General features: G+C 72.4%; 13 protein-coding genes. 3 read left to right on the top strand and 10 right to left on the bottom strand.

The window, feature by feature from the left end:
* Positions 1–8: 8 nt before the first annotated feature.
* The 10 genes from mnhG to ACZ6ZP_RS26120 all read right to left on the bottom strand — a co-directional run bounded on the left by mnhG (position 9) and on the right by ACZ6ZP_RS26120 (position 11,470).
* Positions 9–383, bottom strand: a complete 375-nt coding sequence (gene mnhG, locus ACZ6ZP_RS26165; RefSeq protein ID WP_366461766.1) for a monovalent cation/H(+) antiporter subunit G — start codon at positions 381–383, stop codon at positions 9–11.
* A complete protein-coding gene (locus ACZ6ZP_RS26160; protein ID WP_469408592.1) occupies positions 380–733 on the bottom strand; it encodes an MrpF/PhaF family protein in 354 nt (117 codons plus the stop codon). Before ACZ6ZP_RS26160 ends, mnhG begins: the two co-directional genes overlap by 4 nt.
* A complete protein-coding gene (locus ACZ6ZP_RS26155) occupies positions 730–1,350 on the bottom strand; it encodes a Na+/H+ antiporter subunit E (protein ID WP_469408590.1) in 621 nt (206 codons plus the stop codon). The genes ACZ6ZP_RS26160 and ACZ6ZP_RS26155 overlap by 4 nt, the downstream gene beginning before the upstream one ends.
* Positions 1,347–2,969 (bottom strand): Na+/H+ antiporter subunit D, encoded by a 1,623-nt coding sequence (locus ACZ6ZP_RS26150; protein WP_351166062.1) that lies wholly within the window; start codon positions 2,967–2,969, stop codon positions 1,347–1,349. Before ACZ6ZP_RS26150 ends, ACZ6ZP_RS26155 begins: the two co-directional genes overlap by 4 nt.
* Positions 2,966–3,541 (bottom strand): Na(+)/H(+) antiporter subunit C, encoded by a 576-nt coding sequence (locus tag ACZ6ZP_RS26145; RefSeq protein ID WP_351166060.1) that lies wholly within the window; start codon positions 3,539–3,541, stop codon positions 2,966–2,968. The genes ACZ6ZP_RS26150 and ACZ6ZP_RS26145 overlap by 4 nt, the downstream gene beginning before the upstream one ends.
* Positions 3,538–6,429: a Na+/H+ antiporter subunit A gene (locus tag ACZ6ZP_RS26140; RefSeq protein ID WP_469408589.1), complete on the bottom strand. Its 2,892-nt coding sequence runs from the start codon at positions 6,427–6,429 to the stop codon at positions 3,538–3,540. The genes ACZ6ZP_RS26145 and ACZ6ZP_RS26140 overlap by 4 nt, the downstream gene beginning before the upstream one ends.
* Before the next feature lie 234 nt (positions 6,430–6,663).
* Positions 6,664–7,350 (bottom strand): GNAT family N-acetyltransferase, encoded by a 687-nt coding sequence (locus tag ACZ6ZP_RS26135; RefSeq protein ID WP_351166056.1) that lies wholly within the window; start codon positions 7,348–7,350, stop codon positions 6,664–6,666.
* Positions 7,347–8,210, bottom strand: a complete 864-nt coding sequence (locus ACZ6ZP_RS26130) for a class I SAM-dependent methyltransferase (RefSeq protein ID WP_351166054.1) — start codon at positions 8,208–8,210, stop codon at positions 7,347–7,349. The genes ACZ6ZP_RS26135 and ACZ6ZP_RS26130 overlap by 4 nt, the downstream gene beginning before the upstream one ends.
* 456 nt (positions 8,211–8,666) lie before the next feature.
* Positions 8,667–10,253 (bottom strand): MFS transporter, encoded by a 1,587-nt coding sequence (locus ACZ6ZP_RS26125; protein ID WP_383821896.1) that lies wholly within the window; start codon positions 10,251–10,253, stop codon positions 8,667–8,669.
* Between the two features lie 161 nt (positions 10,254–10,414).
* On the bottom strand, positions 10,415–11,470 hold the full coding sequence (locus tag ACZ6ZP_RS26120) for an NAD(P)/FAD-dependent oxidoreductase (protein ID WP_383821893.1): 1,056 nt from the start codon (positions 11,468–11,470) through the stop codon (positions 10,415–10,417).
* Positions 11,471–11,566: 96 nt separating this feature from the next.
* Between ACZ6ZP_RS26120 and ACZ6ZP_RS26115 the strand changes: the two genes are divergently transcribed.
* From ACZ6ZP_RS26115 to ligA, 3 genes are all read left to right on the top strand, one after another.
* Entirely contained in the window at positions 11,567–12,157 is a 591-nt protein-coding gene (locus tag ACZ6ZP_RS26115) for a helix-turn-helix domain-containing protein (RefSeq protein WP_366461771.1), read from the top strand.
* Positions 12,158–12,295: 138 nt separating this feature from the next.
* Positions 12,296–13,165 (top strand): class I SAM-dependent methyltransferase, encoded by an 870-nt coding sequence (locus tag ACZ6ZP_RS26110; RefSeq protein ID WP_469408587.1) that lies wholly within the window; start codon positions 12,296–12,298, stop codon positions 13,163–13,165.
* Between the two features lie 136 nt (positions 13,166–13,301).
* Positions 13,302–15,404, top strand: a complete 2,103-nt coding sequence (gene ligA / locus ACZ6ZP_RS26105) for an NAD-dependent DNA ligase LigA (protein ID WP_469408586.1) — start codon at positions 13,302–13,304, stop codon at positions 15,402–15,404.
* Positions 15,405–15,410 lie beyond the last annotated feature (6 nt).

Here is a 15,410-nt window from a genome sequence, read left to right as displayed (position 1 = left end):
TCCCTGGGTCAAGGCCGGTTGTCCCGTTTCGCTGCGGTCGTCGCCTGTGTCCCGGCGAGCTCGTCGAAGAGCAGGGCACAGTCGCCGATCTGCCCCGTGCGGTAGGCCACGCGTGCCACCAGGTGCGCGGCGACGGGGCTGGTCAGGAGTTGGAAGAAGACGACCAGGGCGAGCGTGCCCAGGTCGGCCCACGAGCGCAGCCGCAGCGCGACGCCCGCGGTGAGCAGGAGGATGCCGAGCGTCTGCGGGTTGGTGGCGGCGCTGCTGCGGGCAAGGACGTCGGGCAGGCGCAGCAGGCCGATGACGCCGGTCAGACAGACCAGGGCGCCGACGAGCAGCAGGGCCGCGCCGCCGATGTCGGCCACGTGGTTCCAGGTGGTCACGGGCCCTCCTTGGTCGGGGCGGTCGGGGCGGTCGGGACGGGCGGGACGGGCGGCGCGGGCGGGGCGGTCGGCAGGGCGGGGCGGTCGCGTACGGCGATGAAGCGGGCGATGCCCACCGAGCTGGTGAAGCCGAGGAAGGCGATCACCAACATGATCGACAGGTAGTAGCGCGTCCGGGTGGAGGCCGCCTGCACCCCGATCCCCGCCACGATCAGCGCGGCCGCGACATCGACGCCCACCGCGCGGTCGAGCATGGACGGGCCGCGCCAGATACGGATCAGCAGGAGTGCGCCCGCGAGCAGGATCACCGCCAGGGCGGCGTCGAGCAGGAGGTCGTCCACATCGGTCACGGCCGGGGATCCTTTCGTGCGGGAGGAGCAGGAGGTGCGGGAGGCGTGGGAGGAGCGGGAGGTTCGGGTCCGGGGTCCACCGCTACGCGCGTGATCTCGTCACGGGTGCCGAAGGCCCGCACGACCAAGGCCTCCAGACGCCACACGTCCCGGCGGGTACGGCGCACCATGTCGCGGTCGTCGGCGTCGGACATGTGCAGGTACAAGGTGGCGGTGGCGCCGTTGACCTCGACCAGCGCGCCGCCCGGCACGCAGGAGGTGGCGACGGCGGTCGCCGCGATCATCAGGTCGGTGCGGCAGCGAAGTTGGACGGCGATCACCGCGGCGGGGCGTCTGCGGCCGGTCAGGGCCTGGCGGGTCACCGTGGCGCTGGAGACCACCATGTCGTACGCCATGTAGCCGGCAAGGCGCACGATGCCCAGCGGACGCAGGCGCAGGGCGAGGTCGACGGCGGGCAGCGGGAAGACGAGGCACAGCGCGACGGCGACGACGATGCCGCTGATCAGGTTGCCCCAGGTCGGGCCCGACCACAGCAGCATCCAGATCACCGTGAGCCAGGCGATCAGAGACAGGTCAAGGCGGCGGCGCGGGCGGTGCGCGGCGTCGGGGGAACTCACGGGCCGAGCACCGCCGTGATGTAGGGGGCCCGCGCCAGGAGTTCGGCGGCCGAGCGGTCGGCCAGACCGGCCAGGGGCGTGGCGAGGACGGTGTAGGAGAGGCTGAGCAGCACCGCACCGACGGTCGCGCCGATCATCACGCGCGGTACGCGGGCCGTGGTGCGCACGCATGCGGTGGCGGGGACGGCCACCGCGCCGCCGTTCCCGACTCTCACGCCTCCTTCGGCCCCCGCGGAATCCTCGCTGTCCTCGATGTCCTCGGCATCCTCCAACACGGTTCCTTCCAGGGGGAGTTGGGAGGGCGCGGCCCGCCAGAACGCCAGGTTCCACACCTTGGCCATCACGTACAGCGTCAGGAGGCTGGCGACGGCGCAGGCGCCGAGCAGCACGTACGCGTCGATGCCGCCGTCCGCCGCGCCCGCCCGCATCAGCCCCAGCTTGCCGAGGAAGCCGGACAGCGGCGGGATCCCCGCGAGGTTCATGGCGGGCACGAACCACAGCGCGGCCAGCAGGGGCGCGGTGCGCGCAGCGCCGCCCAGACGGGTCAACTCGGTGGTGCCGTAGCGACGTTCGAGCAGCCCGGCCCCCAGGAACAGCGTCGTCTGTACGGTGATGTGGTGCGCCGTGTAGACGATGGCGCCGCCGATGCCGCCCCGGCTGCCGAGCGCGAGTCCGAAGAGCATGAAGCCGATGTGGCTGACGAGCGTGAAGGACAGCAGCCGTTTGAGGTCGGTCTGGGCCACCGCGCCGAGGATGCCGATCAGCAGGGACGCGAAGGCGATCGCCATCAGCAGGGTGGAGAGCCGGTTGCCGGGGAACAGCAGGGTCTCGGCGCGCAGTATCGAGTACACGCCGACCTTGGTGAGCAGCCCGGCGAAGACGGCCGTGACGGGGGCGGGCGCGGTCGGATAGGAGTCGGGCAGCCAGGCGGCCACCGGGAAGGCCGCCGCCTTGACGCCGAACACGGTCAGCAGCAGCGCCTCGATCAGTGTCCGTACGCCCAGGGGCAGTTCGGCCAGGCGGACGGCGAGCTGAGCGAAGTTGGCGGTGCCGCACGCCGCGTAGGCGACCGCGATGCCGGCGAGGAACACCAGCGACGAGACGAGGGAGACGACGACGTACGTCGAACCGGCCCGCAGGCGCGGTTCGGTGCCGCCCACCGTGAGCAGCACGAAGCTGGCCATCAGCATGATCTCGAAGCCGACGTAGAGGTTCACCAGGTCGCCGGCGAGGAAGGTGAGCGAGACCCCGGAGACCAGCACCAGGTAGGCGGGGTGGAAGACGGCGATCGGGGCGCGTTCCTCGCGGTCGACCATGTCCTGGCCCAGCGCGTAGATCAGGACGATGAGGGTGACGGCGCCGGAGACGGTCAGCATCAGCGCGGAGAGCCGGTCGGCGACCAGCGTCACCCCCAGCGGCGGGGCGAAGTCGCCGAGGTGGACGACCAGGGGGCCGCCGCGGTCGGATTCGACGAGAAGGATGATGTCGACGGCGAGGACGGCGGCCAGGACGCCGATGCCGATCAGCCGGTGCAGCATGCGCAGCCGGGGCCCGATGAACAGGCTCAGGCCGCACGCGGTCAGCGGCAGTACGACGGGCAGCGGGACGAGGGCGTTCACCGGGGGGCGTTCTCCTGCCGTACGGGGCTTGGCGGTGGGGGCGGGTCCGCGCCGAGGATGTCGTCCCACAGATCGCCGGTGGCATCCCGGGCGCGGGCCTGGAAGGCGCGGTCGGCGCGCAGCCGCCGGCGCTGCTCGCGGCGTTCGTCGCGCCAGGCACGCGGCCCCTCGCCGCGGTGCAGCTCGCGCAGCTCGGCACGCTCCTCGGCGATCTCCGCGCGCAGGACGACGCGCCGGTCCTCCACGTCGTCGGGCACGAAGTCCGAGCCGGTCAGCTGGCTGCTGCGGTAGACCATCGCGAGCACGAACGCCGTGGTGGCCAGGGTGATGACGACGGCCGTCAGCACGATGGCCTGGGGCAGCGGGTCGGTGACCCGCGCGGATGCGACGCCCGGGTACAGCAGCGGCGGCACCCCCGCCCGGCCGGTGGTGGCCAGGACGAACAGATTGACGCCGTTGCCGCAGACGATGACCCCGATGAGCACCCGGGTCAGGCTGCGGGTGTGGATGAGGACGCCGCCGACAGCGGTCAGGACGACGGCGCAGACCAGCAGGGTCAGGCTGAGGGTCACCGCTCCCCCTCTCCGGCGAGCGCCAGTCCGGCCCGGTGTTCCGTCTGCTGGTCGATCTTCGAGCCGAGGGCGCGGACCATGTCGAGGACGACGCCCAGGACCAGCAGGTACACCCCCAGGTCGAACAGGACGGCGGTGCCCATGTGCCAGTCGCCGATCAGCGGCAGATGCCCGTGCCACGTCCAGGCGTGCAGCACCGTCCCGTCGGCCAGGCCGGCGAGCGCGACGCCCGTCGACAGGGCCAGGCCGAGGCCGGTGAAGAAGCCGGGGTGGACCGGGGCGGCGGCCTCCAACTCGTGGCGTCCGCCCGCAAGGTAACGGATCATCAGGGCGACGCCCGCGACGAGTCCGCCGACGAACCCGCCGCCCGGCAGGTTCTCCGCGCACAGCAGCAGATACACCGACAGCATCAGGATCGGGTGGAAGACCAGGCGGGCGATCACTTCGAAGACGACCGAGCGGTGCTGGGGCGCGAGTGTGTCACCGGCCATCAGCCAGCTGCGCTCCGGCGCGGTCTGCCGGTACTTGAGCGGCACCTGGATGGCGGGCGCCGCGAGCGACCAGGCCGTCACCCCGCCGGGCAGCGCGCGCGGCGCACCGGGGGTCGGCCCCTGTCTGCGGTGGACGTACAGCAGGCTCGTCACGCCCAGGACGGCGACCGCGAGGACGGCCGACTCGCCCATCGTGTCCCAGGCGCGGAAGTCCACCAGAATCGTCGCCACGACGTCCTTGAGGCCGTGGTGCGCGGTCTCCTCGGTCATGGCGGCCCCGGCCGGCGCCGCCGTCCGCGCTCCCGCCGCCAGCCACACCGCGCAGGCGACCACGACGCTGCTGGCGAACGCGAGCAGCAGACTGGCCACGCTGCGCCACGACCGCGCCGTCTGCCCGAAGTGCACCGGCAGTCTCCGCAGCACCAGGACCAGGACCACGGTCGAGACGGTCTCCACACCGAACTGCGTCAGCGCCAGGTCCGGGGCGCCCTGGACGACGTACAACAGCGCTGTGCCGTACCCCGTCAGGCCCGCGAGCACGGCCGCCTTCATGCGACGCTGCACCACCAGGCACATCAGGGCGCACGCACAGGTCAGCGCGGCGACCGCGGCCTGCCACGGCGAATCCCAGACGCGCGGGGCGGGAACACCGCGCCAGGGCCGGTCCACGACCAGGACCGCGAGGAGCCCGGCGAGCATGACGCCCAGAATCGTGGCCACGTACGCGGGCAGCGAGCCCTTCTGGACCGCGCCCGTCACCTGTAGCGCCGTCCGCTCCACACCCAGCACGATCCGCCCGAAGCCTTCGTCCGCCTTCGGCCACGCCAGGCGCCGCCCCAGCCGCACCACCGCGTCCCGGCCCGCGAACAGCGCCACACCGCCCGCCCAGGCCAGCGCGGAGAGCCAGAGCGCGGGCCCGAACCCGTGCCACAGCGCCAGGTGATAGGGGTGGTCCGGGGCGGGGTAGCTCGCCGCGTACGCCTCGAAGAGAGGTGCCACCCAGCCGATGCCGGGGCCCAGCAGCAGACAGGCGGCGGCAAGCAGCGCGGGCGGCGCGAGGAAGGCGGGGCCCACGCGGTGTACGGCACTGTCGGCGAGCCCGGGCTTGCGGGCGAACGCGCCCCACAGGAAGCGCAGCGTGTACGCGGTGGTGAGCGCGGAGCCGACCACGATCAGGGCGAGCACCCACCGCTCGGCGACGCTGCCGTGCCACAGCGCCTCGAACGCGGCCTCCTTCGCCACGAATCCCAGCAGCGGCACCAGCGCGACCATCGACGCGCCCGCGAGGCCGGCGACCGCGGCCACCCAGGGCAGCGCCCGCCCCACCCCGGACAGCCGTCGCAGATCACGCGTCCCCGCCGCGTGATCGACGATGCCGGTCACCAGGAACAGCGGCGCCTTGAACAGCGCGTGCCCCAGGATCATCGCGATGGCGGCGAGCGCGGTGTTGTACGTGCCGTCCCCCGCGAGCACGATCAGGAAGCCGAGTTGGCTGACGGTGCCGTACGCGAGCACGAGCTTGAGGTCGTTCAGGCGCAGCGCCCGCCAGCCGCCCAGCAGCATCGTCGCCGTGCCCAGCGCGAGGAGCACCGGCCGCCACGGCGCGACGTCCGCGAACGCGGGGGCCAGGCGCGCCACCAGGTACACGCCCGCCTTCACCATGGCCGCCGCGTGCAGATAGGCGCTGACCGGGGTGGGCGCGGCCATCGCGTTCGGCAGCCACAGACTCAGCGGCCAGATCGCCGACTTGGCGAGCGCCCCGGCCAGGATCAGCACCAGCGCCACCGACAGCGTGCCGCTCGCCGCGGGCGGCGACTCAAGGATCCGCGAGATGCGGTAGGTGCCCGCCGTGTGACCCAGCATCAGGAACCCGACGAACATGGCCAGTCCGCCCACCGAGGTGACCGTCAGCGCCTGGAGCGCGGAGCGGCGGCTGGCCCGCTGCTCGCTGTCGTACCCGATCAGGAGGAAGGACAGGACGGTCGTCAGTTCCCAGAACAGGTACAGGATCATCAGGTCGTCGGCGAGGACGAGCCCCAGCATCGCTCCGGCGAAGGCCAGTAGATTCCCGCCGAAGGAGCCCAACTGCCGTGTCCCCTGCGCGAAGTAGCGCACGCAGTACAGCAGCACGAGCGCACCGATCCCGGCGGCGAGCAGCACCATCACCAGCGCCAGCGCGTCGAGCCGGAACGCCACCTCGACGTCGTACGCCTCGATCCACGTCCACACCTCGCTGCGCGCTCCGCCGCCCGTGACCGTGCCCCACTGGCCAAGCGCCCAGGCGAGCGCGGCCGCGGGCGGCAGCGCGAGTGCGACGAAGGCGCGCGGCCCGACGCGGCGGACGAGCGGGGCGGCGCAGAGCGCGACGACGAAGTGGGCCAGGACCAACACGGTCATGGGTCATGCATATCGGCAAGTAAGCGACATATAGGGTGGGCGCGCCGAGAAGCCGAGAAGCGGGGCGGGCGGCGAGAAGCACTGCGGCGCCGCGCGATCCCCGGGCTACGGCTTGCCTACGTCCTGCCTACGTCCTGCCGAAGCGGAAGGCCAGTTGCGCAGGGCTCACCGCGACGTCGTCCACCGTCGCGCGACTCGCGGGTCGGCAGCCGCGCCGGTCAGTAGCCGCGCCGGTCAGTAGCCGCGCAGGGCCTTCCAGTCGTCCTCGAGAATGGAGTACTGGACGATGTCGTGCCACACACCGTCGACGTGGCCGTAGTGCCGCAGCCGTCCCTCCCGGACCATGCCGGCCTTCTCGATGGCCCGCTGCGCGGCGATGTTGGACGGCATGAATCCCGACCAGACGCGGTGCAGGCCGAGCCGGTCGAAGCCCAAGACGCCCAGCAGGAAACCGATCTCGACGCTGTGGCCCACGCTGACCCGGTCGGCGCGCAGCGCCAGACCCACCTCGGCGCTGCGGTAGCCGACGCGGACCATCCCGCCCTCGCCCGACTGGTCCTCGACGATCAGCTTCGCCGAGCCGATCAACTCGCCCGTGGCGATCTCGCTGACGCCCAGGCGGTAGTGCGAGCGGGGAGTCCGCCGGGCGCCCGCCCGGGCCTGCTCCACCAGCGCCGCGGCGTCGTGGCGCTGAAAGGGCGGCATCCCGAACTCGCGGGTGGTGCGGGGGTCGCCGAAGATGCCGAGTACTCCCTCGACGTCGCTTGGCAGGAACTCCCGCAGCCGCAGCGTGGCGCCTTCGATGAGGACCGCACGCTGCTCCGGCACCGGCGAGGGCCGTTCATCGACCTTCACCTGGCGCGGCTCTCGCGGCGCCCACAGGGGTGTCTGCTCCCGCTCGGCTTCCAGGCGATCCGTCATCTGCTGACTCCTTGGTGATGTTTCGTCGGGCCGAACGACAGGCGCGTGACCCAGAGTGGTTTGCGCGTGCGGATCGCAGGCAGAAAGTCGGCGAGTGGCAGGAGCCACCCGCAGAGGAATCCCCGGCCCCGCGGCGCGCGCACGGCGCGCACGGCGGCGATGTTCGGGTGCACCCCGCGCAGCTTGCGCTGTTCCGCGGGTGTCATCCCCCAGAGCATCGGCGGCGGCCGGTATCCGGCGGGGTAGCTCCACCGGCCCCGCTCGGTGCGGGCGGCCATCCAGGCGGGCGGGGTGTCGAAGACCAGCTCCGCTCCGGGAAAGCGGGCGGCGCACGCCTCGATGAGCCGGTGCACCACATCCCGCGGGAGATACATCAGCATCCCCTGGGCCAGGATCAGCACCCCGCGCGAGGCGTCGACCTCGTCCATCCACCGCGCGTCGGTGGCCGAACAGGACAGCGTGCGGTGACGCGGGGCGTCCGGCAGCAACCGCTGCCGCAGCGCCGCGACCTCGGGCAGATCGACCCCGAGCCAGCGCACCGTGCCGTTGTCCACCCGCCAGAACTGCGTCTCCAGGCCCTCGCCCAGCGAGACGACCGTGCCGTCCGGATGGTCCTTGAGGAAGCGGCGCACCTCGCGGTCGTAACAGCGTGCCCGTACGGCCATCCCTTGCGCCATGCCCCAGTTGCCGGTGCCGAAGCGCCGTTCGAAGGGGTAGTCGACGGCGTCGATGACCTCGATCGCCTTCGGGTCCAGCAGTGCCGAACCGGGGTCCTTTGCGGCCAGAGCGCGATGGTGCAACGTCCACAGCGTCGTCTCGGCGACGCCGTCCAGCTGGGCCTGCCGCTTCTGTCCGTCCATCCGGCGATGGTCACAACACCGGCGGCGGCCCAGCAAGGAGCATCACTCCTCCGAGCGTATAGATCACTCCTTCAGTTGGGATTTCCTACCGAGCCGTTCCCGGCCCAGAGCCCCCTGCCCTGGCTTCGCGCCGATCCGCGCCGCACCGGTCGGTTGAACCTCTGATGTGACTGCACGGGGCGGGACTTACGAGGGCGCCGCGAAGGCGGCTTCGGTCATCACCCTCCAGGTCGGCCCGTGGAAGCGAGGACGCCTAAGGCACGGCGGCGAAAGGCGAGTTGAGCCCTCTGGTGCGAGGCAGTACACCCCCGCCGCAGTCATCAGCACGGGGCATCTGGACATTCGCGGCCAGGTTCTGACACAGCACGCCGCGCCGCCGGGCGTCGAACGCGCGGCCGACGCCGCCGGGGCCCGCCACGCCATCCGCTCGCCAGGGGCATGACGGGCAGGCTCGGCCTACGGCCGATGCGCCGGGAGACGGGCCGGGTCCCGCGGTCCGCGCGCCAGGATGTAGAGGAACAGGACGGCCATGACGCCGACGCCTGCCCCCATGGCCTGCTGCCAGCCGTCGACGAACGACTCCTGCGCGGCTCGGATCAGCGCCCGGCCATGGGCGCCCGCACCGGCTCCCTCCGCGGCTCCGATCGCGTTGGCGACGCCTTCGCGCGCGGTGTCGGCCGCCCCCTGGGGGACGCCCTCGAGCCGGGCGTCGATGGCGCTGCGGTAGCCGGAGGACAGCAGCGCGCCGAGCAGGGCGACGCCCAGCGCGGTGCCGAACTCCCGGGTGACGTCATTGAGTGCGGAGGCGACACCCTGGCGCTCGCGCGGCAGGGAGCTGGTGATGGCCTCGGTCGAGGGCGTCATCGCCAGCCCCATGCCGGTCCCCATGGCGAGCATGCCGGGAAGTACGGAGAGGTAGCCGCCGTCGACGGAGACGAACGCGGCCATGAGCGCCAGACCCGCGCCGGCCACGAGGATTCCTGTCGCCATGGTCGAGCGGGCCCCGATGCGCACGGCCAGCCTGGGGGCCAGGCCCGAGGCCATCATCATCAGTGCGGCCATGGGCATCAGCGCCAGTGTGGACAGCAGGCCCGACCACCCCAGTACGGCCTGGAAGAACGGGAAGAGGACCACGAAGATGCCCGCCTGCACACCGAAGACCGCCAGGAGCGTGAGCGAGCCGCCGGCCGGCGAGCGGTCGCCGAACAGGCGCACGTCCAACAACGCGGCATCCCGGCGGCGCAGTTCCCAGACCACGAAGCCGACGGCGGCCACGACACCGACGACGAGGCCGAGCAGCGTCGCGGGGGCGGTCCAGCCCCGTTCGGGCCCCTCCTGCAGCACGAAGATGAGTCCGACCACCGCGACGACGGAAGTCAGCGCACCGACGGTGTCGAATCTGTGCCCGGACTTCTCACGGGAGTTGGGAACCGACCGCAACGCCATGACCAGGGCCACGACGACCAGCGCGATCGGCAGGACGAACAGCCAGCGCCAGCTCGCCACGTCGACCAGGGCCGCGGAGAGGAACATGCCCAGGATGCCGCCACCGCCGGCGACACCGGTCCACACCCCGATCGCCCGGCCGCGTTCCTCCACGGGGAACGTGGAGGTGATGACGGCCAGCGTGATCGGCATGATCATCGCCGCGCCGATGCCGCTGAACAGGCGTGCGGCGAGCATGACTTCGGCCGACGAGGCAAGCGCGGCCACCACGTTGGCGGCGCCGAAGACGGCCAGGCCCGCGAGCAGCATGGGCTTGCGGCCCCAGCGGTCGCCGAGCGCGCCCAGCGGCAGGAGCAGTGCGGCCAGGCTGAGGGTGTAGACGTTGATGATCCACAGGATGGTGCTCTGCGAGGCGCCGAAGGCGACGGCGAGGTCGGGTTGGGCGACGTTCAGCCCGGACACCGATGCGATCACGGCCATCAAGGCGACACAGACGGCGATCAGGGTGGTGCGTCGCCGGCGCGCGTCCGGCGCGCCCGCGCCAGGGTCGCCGCCGGGTTCGGCGGCACGCAGCGGTGGAGGCTGGTTCGTACGCATGGATTCCTCTCCAAGGGCATGCGGAGATCAGCGCCGGATCGGTCGATGGGCGCCGCGGTGAGGGGGCAGGCACAGGCCCCGCGCGGGGCGCACACGGTCGTCGTCGTGCAGCGGACTGCGGGGCCTGCGGGTGGGACTGGGGGGCGGGGATGTGCGGGAACTCAGACGCGGGTGAGGCCGTGCTCCGTGGCCGCGAGGGCCGCGTCGGTGTCGGCGGCGACCAGGTCGGCGTTCATGTGGGCACCGGCCAGGGCGCCGGCCGCGGCGGAGGCGCCGACCTGGGCGGACGGGTCGGTGGCGTTGCCGGCCACCCACACCCCCGGTACGTCGGTGGTGCCGGCCATGCCGGTGACGAAGTGGCGGCCCATCCCGCCGGGCAGGTCCTGCGTCGCCAGTCCCAGTTCCTCCAGTCCCTCGGTGCGGGCCCACATGGTGGTGGCGACGGCCAGGACACGCCGGGGCACCAGTTGTCCGTCACTCAGGCGTACGCCCGCGATGCCGCCGTCCCCGGTGGCCGCGACCTCGCTCACCGGGGCGTCGACGACGCGGATGCCGCGCGCGGCGAAGCGCGCACGGGTTTCGTCGTCCAGATCGGTGCCACGGGTGAAGTAGACGAGGTCGTCGGTCAACTGGCGGAACAGCAGGGCGTGGTGGACGGAGGCCGGGCCGACGGCGAGAACCCCGATGGGCTCGTCGCGCACCTCCCAGCCGTGGCAGTACGGGCAGTGCACCACCCCATGCCCCCAGTGCTCGGCGAGACCGCGCACGTCGGGCAGCACATCGCGCAGTCCCGTGGCGACGAGCAGGCGGCGCGCCGACAGGGTCCTGCCGTCGGTGAGAGTGACCCTGAAGCGCGGATCGCCTTCGGCGGGGGCAGGGGCCGGTGCAGCGGAGGCAGGGGCCGGTGCGGCGGAGGCCACTTCCCCGATCACGACCAGGCCGCCGTAGCGGCGCACCTCGTCGCGCCCCCGCTGAAGCAGTTCGGCCGGCGGAGTGCCGTCGAGGCCGAGCAGTCCGTGCACGCCGTCGGCGGGTGCGTTGCGCGGGCTGCCGCTGTCGATCACGACGACCGCACGGCGGGAGCGGGCGAGCATCAGCGCGCCGTTCAAGCCCGCGGCGCCGCCGCCGATCACCACGGCATCGACGGTCTCGCCCGGCAGCTGGTCGCTCGCACGGGCGCTGGTCTCGGTCGCATACGCGGCAGTGGTCCCGGACATGGCGTCGCACCTCTCCTTCACATGAGCCCCCAGCGATTCGTGGGCTGTGCTCACGACGATAGGCACGACTTGCGGACAGGGCATAGGATGTTGCCCATGACGCAAGACAATGGCGAGATGGACAGCCTGGTACGCAAGCGGATCCGTGCCCTGCGTGTGGCGCAGGGCTGGTCCCTGGAGGAACTGGCCACCCGCGCCTCGGTCAGCCAGTCCACGCTCAGCCGCATCGAGAACGGCCAGCGCCGCCTGGCCCTGGACCAGCTCGTCACCCTCGCCCGGGCCCTGGACACCTCCCTGGACCAGCTCGTCGAGACGGCCACCGAGGATGTCATCACCAGCCCGACGATCGACGGCGCCCATGGGCTCATGCGCTGGCCCATCAAGGCAGAGCCCGGCATGAGCGTCGTACGCCAGCGCATGACCAATCCGCCGCCCGACAATCCGGCACGCATGCGCGCCCACCCGGGCCGTGAATGGCTCGTAGTCCTGTCCGGCACCGCGGTCCTGCTGCTGGGCAACCGGCGCCTGCGCATCGAGACCAATCAGGCCGCGGAGTTCCCCACGATGCTCCCGCATGCCATCGGGGCCGAGGGCGGGCCGTGCGAGATCCTGGGCATCTTCGACCGCGACGCCCGCCGCGGCCACCAGCGCGAGGACAAGGGCGACAGCGACCAGTCCAGCGCGTGATGCCCACGGCCTCAGGAGCACGCGCACGCCCCACGCGCCGGCCGGCCGATTGCGCGTACGGCAGTGCAGCGCGCCTTCTTCTTGCGCACTCCGGGATCGGTGATGACGCCACAGGAGGATCGACTTAGCGTCGCTGTCATGAGCCACGCTTCCCCGCACGCAGCCCACGACGGCGCTCACCCCCATGCCCCGCACAAGCCGGACGCCGACGACCAGGCGGAGATCCTCGATCTGGACGCGGAGGTGCTCGCCGAGCACATCGCGTCCATCACCGCATGGCTGCCCCTCGAAACGAAGCCGCGCCAGATCGTGGACCTGGGATGCGGGACGGGAGCAGGCACTTTCGCTCTGCTCTCGCGTTTCCCCGACGCGCAGGTGACCGCCGTGGACACATCGGCCGGCCATCTCACCCGCCTGCGGACCCGGGCCGAAGCCCTCGGGGTGGCCGGCCAGGTACGCACCGTGCTCGCCGATCTGGACGCCGAGTGGCCCGAACTCGGGCGCCCCGACCTGGTGTGGGCGTCGGCGTCGATGCACCACATGGCGGACCCCGACCGGACCCTGCGCGGCGTCCACGACCTGCTCGCGCCCGGCGGCCTGTTCGCCGTCGTCGAGCTGGCCGGCTTCCCGCGCTTCCTGCCCGCCGACGCTCCCCCGGAGCGGCCCGGCCTCGAGGAGCGCTGCCACGCCGCCCTCGCGCACCACGACGCCGAGCACATGCCGCACCGCGGCGCCGACTGGGGTCCCAAGCTGGCGGCCGCCGGGTTCACCGTCGAGGGCGAGCGCACGATCCCCGTGAACGTCGACGGCTCGCACAGCTCGGCGGTCGGCCGGTACGCGCTCAGCAGCCTCAAGCACCTGCGCTCCGGCGCCGCCCACGCCCTATCCCCGGACGACCTCATCGTCCTCGACCAACTCCTCGACACCGACGGCCCGCACAGCGTCCTGCGCCGCGGTGACCTCGCGGTGCGCACCGAACGCACGGTGTGGGCCGCGCGCCGCGCCTGACCTGAACTCCTCCGAGGCGTCCGAGGCACAGCAAGCCCCGGCGTACGCAGCCGCCACGCCCGGCCCCGCCCGCCCCGCACGGCCTCAGCCTGCCTCGTCGACAGGCTGAGGCCGATTGTCAGTGGCGCCAGGCACGATGGCGCACATGACAACCTCAGCTCCTGTGTTTGCCGATGCCGCTGCCTACGTGCAGGCGGTCGAGGACGCGTCGAAGGCCGCGGCCGCCTACTACACGGGCGGCACCTCGGTGTTGGACGACGACGCCTACGACCGCCTGGTGCGGGCGATCGCGGCGTTCGAGGCCGAGCATCCCGACCAGGTGCTGCCCGACTCCCCGACAGGGAAGGTCGCGGGCGGGGCCGTACAGGGCGACGTGCCGCACACGGCGGCCATGCTGAGCCTGGACAACGTCTTCACGCCCGAGGAGTTCACCACCTGGACCGCCTCCGTGGCCCGCCGCATCGGCCGGGAGGTGACGCGGTGGAACGTTCAGCCCAAGCTGGACGGCCTGGCCATCGCCGCCCGCTACACCGACGGCCGCCTCACCCGGCTGGTCACCCGCGGGGACGGCGCCGCCGGGGAGGACGTCTCGCACGCCATCGGCACCATCGAGGGTCTGCCCGGCCGGCTCACCGAGCCGGTCACCGTGGAGGTGCGCGGTGAAGTCCTGATGACCACCGACCAGTTCGAGCACGCGAACACGGTGCGCACCGCGCACGGCGGCTCCCCGTTCGCCAACCCGCGCAACGCGGCGGCCGGTACCCTGCGGGCCAAGGATCGCGCCTACACGGTGCCGATGACGTTCTTTGCCTATGGCCTGCTGCCGCTGCCCGCCACACCTGCCGACGCCGCCGAGCACCTGGCCGGGCTGGCCCACGGCGACCTTCTGCGGTACGCCGCCGACCTCGGCGTGCACACCCCGGCCGGTACCGCGGTACCCGGGCTCACGCTGGAGAGCGTCGAGGACGTCCTGGCCCGGGTGGAGGAGATCGCGGCCCTGCGGGCCGAACTGCCCTTCGGGATCGACGGGATCGTCATCAAGGCCGACCTGGCCGCCGACCAGCAGGCTGCCGGATCCGGCAGCCGGGCCCCGCGCTGGGCGATCGCGTTCAAGCTGGCGGCCGTGGAAAAGATCACCAGGCTGGTCGGGGTGGAGTGGAACGTCGGCCGCACCGGCATCATCGCCCCGCGCGCGGTCCTTGAGCCGGTCGACATCGACGGCTCCACCGTCACGTACGCCACGCTGCACAACCCCTCCGACATCACCCGGCGCGACCTTCGCCTGGGGGATCAGGTGATGGTCTACAAGGCGGGCGACATCATCCCCCGCGTCGAAGCCCCGGTCGCCCACCTGCGCACCGGCGACGAACAGCCGATCGCCTTCCCCGAGGTGTGCCCGCAGTGCGGCTCCCCCATCGACGCCGGCGAGCAGCGCTGGCGGTGCGAGCGCGGCCGCGACTGCCACTTGGTCGCCTCGCTGTCCTACGCCGCAGGGCGCGACCAGCTCGACATCGAGGGGCTGGGCGCCAGCCGCGTCATCCAGCTGGTCGAGGCCGACCTGGTCGCCGACATCGCCGACCTGTTCACCCTCACCCGTGAACAGCTCCTGGGCCTGGAGCGGATGGGCGAGACCAGCACCGACAACCTGCTGGCCGCGATCGAGGCGGCCAAGACCCAGCCGCTGTCCAGAGTTCTGTGCGCACTGGGCGTGCGCGGCACCGGCCGCTCCATGTCCCGCCGCATCGCCCGGCACTTCGCCACCATGGACCGCATCCGCTCCGCCGACGCGGAGGCGATGCAGCGGGTCGACGGCATCGGCGGCGAGAAGGCCCCCGTCATCGTCGCCGAGCTGACCGAACTGGCCCCGGTCATCGACAAACTCGCCGCGACCGGGGTGAACATGACCGAGCCCGGCGCCACTCCGCCCGCTCCCGAGGACTCGCCCGAAGGCTCTCCCGCGGATCAGGACGCGACCGACACGCAGGCAGGCCCGCTGAACGGCATGACAGTGGTCGTCACGGGCGCCATGACCGGCCCGCTGGAACAGCTCAGCCGCAACGAGATGAACGAACTGATCGAACGCGCCGGCGGCAAGTCGTCCTCCAGCGTCTCCAAGCGCACCAGCCTGGTCGTCGCGGGAGAAGGCGCCGGATCCAAGCGCACCAAGGCCGAGACACTCGGCGTACGCCTGGCCACCCCGGACGAGTTCGCCGACCTCGTGGCCGCGCTGCTCACCTGACCACCC

This window comes from Streptomyces sp. NPDC054047, assembly GCF_055585065.1.
The sequence above is the reverse complement of the archived record's forward strand: the minus strand, read 5'-3'. Positions and strand labels throughout refer to the sequence as shown.